This window comes from Streptomyces sp. NPDC038200 (assembly GCF_055600785.1).
Map to the genome: position 1 here is coordinate 1 of NZ_JBVJYH010000056.1, position 3,759 is coordinate 3,759.

Sequence of the window (3,759 nt, forward strand, 5' to 3'; positions counted from 1 at the left end):
TGCTCACGGACTCCGTGAACGGCAAGAAGAACGAGGGCAAGGCCAAGGAGTCCGTCCAGGTCGTGGACGTCGCCCAGCTGCTGCTGGACTCCGTCAAGACCCCGGTGCCGCGCCCTTGAGGGCACGCTTGACGCACAGCAGTGCGGCCGCTCGGTGAACCACCGAGCGGCCGCACTGTGTTCCTCAGGCGTTGGGCGGTGTGCCCAGGACGAGCCCGTAGGCGCGTCGTTCGACCTTGCCGGAGAGGTCGACCGTCACGGCCTTGGGCTCGGTGAACTCATCGAGGGCGTGCGGACCGAGTTCGCGTCCGGTGCCGCTCTGCTTGAAGCCGCCGAAGGGCAGGTGGGCGGAGATGTTGTGCCAGTCGTTGATCCAGACGCTGCCGGCCTGGAGCTGCTGGGCGACCTCCAGGGCGCGGGGCACGTCCTGGCTCCACACACCCGCGGACAGACCGTACTCGGTGTCGTTGGCGATCTTGATGGCCTCGTCGACGGAGTCGTAGCGCAGGATCGACAGCACCGGGCCGAAGATCTCCTCGCTCGCGATGCACATGTCGTTGCGCACGTCGGTGAAGACCGTCGGCTCGACCCAGTAGCCCTTCTCGAAGCCCGGGCCGGTGGGCACGTTGCCGCCGTGGACGAGCGTGGCGCCTTCCTTCTGGCCCTTCTCGATGTAGCCGAGGATGCGCTTGTGCTGCGCGGGGCCCATGACGGGGCCGATGTCCGTGGCCGGGTCGAGGGGGTTGCCGATCTTGAGCGTCTTCAGCCGCTCGACCAGGCGACGCACGAACTCGTCGTGCAGCGAGGACGGCAGCAGCAGCCGGGTGCCCGACTCGCACGCCTGGCCGGCGTGCAGCAGGAAGGCGTAGGCGGCTCCGTCGACGGCCGCGTCGAGATCGGCGTCGTCCAGGACGATGTTGGGGCCCTTGCCACCGAGCTCCAGGGTCACGCGCTTGATGGTGGCCGCGGCGGTGCGCATGACCTCGCGGCCGACCGCGGTGGAGCCGGTGAACGACACCTTGTGCACGTCGGGGTGGGCCACGAGGTGGGCGCCGACCGTCTCGCCGTCACCGGTGACCACGTTGAAGACACCGTCGGGCACACCGGCGTCACACAGCATCCGGGCGAGTTCGAGTGCGGCGATCGGGGTCTTCTCGTCGACCTTGATGACCACGCTGTTGCCGGCCGCGAGCGCCGGGATGGCCTTCCAGACCACCAGCACCAGGGGGAAGTTCCACGGGACGATGCCGAGACAGACGCCGATCGGCTCGCGGCGGACCTGGCTGGCGCTCAGCACGGCCCCGGCCACTGGTCCCGGGCTCACCCACTCGTAGCGGCGGGTCAGCTCGGCGTAGTGCTGCATGTGCATGAGCGGGAAACCCACACAGATCGCCTGGGACAGGCGCCGCGGGAAGCCGCACTCCCGGGAGCCGATCTCGGTGAACTCCTCGATCCGGCTGGACAGCGCAGCGATCACCCGGTCGATCACGGCGGCCCGCTCGGCCGGCGGGGTGTTGCGCCACTCGCCGCTGTCGAACGCCTGCTTGGCGGCCGCGACCGCGGCGTCGGCGTGGCCCGTGTCGCCCTTGGCCGCCGTGGCGACCAGCTCCTCTGTGGCGGGGTTGATCACCTCGTAGCTCTCTGGGGTGTCAACCCATTCGCCCCCAATGAACATGCGGTAGTGCGGGATGCCCTGCCTGTCTTCGGCAGGACCGTCGGCGCGAGTCGCCACCATGCACTCCTAGCTTCGTCCGATCACGCCGCCGAAACCTCTCCGGCGGCCGCGACCCACGGTAGGAAGGAACGCCGAGCGGCGGTGTCCAGAGATTTGGACACTTCCGCGTTCCGGGCTTCCCCGCGCCACCAGGAGATGTGTCAAATGGTCCGCCCGGGACCGCCGGGTGGAGATCCATTCTCGAACGTGACCCCGGCCACAGCGGAATATATGATGCTTCACGCTTGCCTGGGCCCGGTTCGCGTGACCGGCAGGTCCCGTGAGTGTCGAGACGATGTCTCCGGCGAGAAGAGGTGACCTTGCATGTACAGCACTACCCAGGAGCCGCGCACGGGACGGGTGCGGCCCGAGATCGAGTCCTCGTGGAGCCGCTCACGCCTGAACGGCCTGCAGCAGGACGGCGCACCGGCCCTGACGCACGGGACGGTGGCCGGCGACGGCATCCTGGTCCGGGCGGCGCGCCCGGTGCTGGACCGGGGACAGGCCGAACTCGACGAGGCCCGGTGCGCCCTGGTGCTGGCCGACCGCGAGGCACACGTCATCGACGTCCGCTGCGGTGACGGGAGGTTCCGCAAGACGCTCGCCGCCTTCGGTATCGTGCCGGGTGTCCGGTTCGGCGAGGAACAGGTGGGCACCAACGCGGTCGGCACCCCCCTGGAGACCCGGCAGGGCCTGCTGGTCCGCGGAACCGACCACTTCATGACGGCGTTCCGCGACTTCGCCTGCTACGGGCATCCGATCATCCATCCGATCACCCGCCGGACCGAGGGGGTCGTCAACATAGGAGCCTTCTCAGGAGAAGAACACCCCCTGTTCGCACCCCTGGTGCGGCGCATCGTCCGGGACATCGAGGACCGGCTCCAGATGGATTCGACCCGCACCCAGCGCCGGCTGCTGGCGGCGTTCCAGACGGCCGCCCGCTCTCCTCGGCGGCCGGTCATGGTGGTCGGGCAGGGCATCGTGCTGGCCACACCGACCGCGTTGGCGCTGCTGGAAGGCGCGGACCACGTGGCCGTCCAGGCATGTGTCGAGGGCATGCGCCCCGGCGGCGAGGTGAACCATCGTCTTACGCTCGTCTCCGGCCGGACGGTCCGGCTGAGGTGCACGCCGGTGGACGGGACCGACGGGGCGCTGATCGACATCATCGCGGACCGGTCGGGCCGCCGGGAGACGGACGGCACGATCCCTGCCGCCGGCTGGCCGCTGCTGGTCGTCGGCGAGCCCGGCAGCGGCCGCACGACCGAGGCCCGGCGGGCCGCGGGGCCCGACGCCTGCGTCCTGGACGCGACCGACTCCGTGTGGCAGGGCGAGCAGACCTGGGCCAAGGGCATGGCGGCCCTGCTGGACAGCGCCGGAGACCCAGTGATCATCGAGAACGTCCAGCTCCTCAGCGAGCAGGTGACCGCACTGGCCGCCAAGCGCGTGCGCACCGCACGGCGCAGGACCGTGCTGACCTCGACGCCCGGCGAGCACCTCGACGGTGTGCACGCACCGCTGGCGGCGCTCTGCAACGCGCGCTGCGACCTGGTGCCCCTGCGCCGCCGCAGGCACGAGATCCCCCGGCTGGCGCAGCGCATGCTGGCCGACGAGGTGGGAGCCGGCCGGGCCCGCCTGACCGCCGACAGCCTGCGGGTGCTGGCCGCGCAGTCGTGGCCCGGGAATCTCGCCGAGCTGCGGCGGGTGGTCCAGTTCGTCGCCGGCCGGCGTTCGGCGGGCGACATCATCCCCACGGATCTGCCCGCCTCGCACCGCGCGGTTCCGGCCCCCTCGTCGCCGCTGCGCCAGGCGGAGCGCGAGGTCATCGTCGCCGCCATCGAGGCCGCCGGCGGCAACCGGCTCCAGGCGGCACGCGCGCTCGGGGTCAGCAGGTCCACGCTCTACAACCGCATGCGCGCCCTGCGCATCCACTGACTCGGACGCGGGGCACTGATGTGGTTCAGGAGGTGGGTTCGTCCTTCCACAGGCCCCGCTCTTCGAGGGTTTCGATGAGGTGGTCGGCGCTCTGGAGGGTGTGCTGTTCCATGA

At 70.6% G+C, this 3,759-nt stretch carries 2 protein-coding genes; one reads left to right on the forward strand and one right to left on the reverse strand.

Going from position 1 to position 3,759, the window contains the following annotated elements:
• Positions 1-183: 183 nt before the first annotated feature.
• On the reverse strand, positions 184-1,734 hold the full coding sequence (locus ACZ7KF_RS41435; protein ID WP_471087864.1) for an aldehyde dehydrogenase family protein: 1,551 nt from the start codon (positions 1,732-1,734) through the stop codon (positions 184-186).
• A gap of 303 nt (positions 1,735-2,037) precedes the next feature.
• Between ACZ7KF_RS41435 and ACZ7KF_RS41440 the strand changes: the two genes are divergently transcribed.
• Positions 2,038-3,645, forward strand: coding sequence for a sigma-54-dependent Fis family transcriptional regulator (locus tag ACZ7KF_RS41440; protein WP_471087867.1), 1,608 nt, complete (start codon positions 2,038-2,040; stop codon positions 3,643-3,645).
• Positions 3,646-3,759: the final 114 nt, after the last annotated feature.

Excerpts from the sequence above, each read along its gene's own strand:
- ACZ7KF_RS41435 (WP_471087864.1), bottom strand. The coding sequence starts at position 1,734 with ATGGTGGCGACTCGCGCCGACGGTCCTGCCGAAGACAGGCAGGGCATC.
- ACZ7KF_RS41440 (WP_471087867.1), top strand. The coding sequence starts at position 2,038 with ATGTACAGCACTACCCAGGAGCCGCGCACGGGACGGGTGCGGCCCGAG.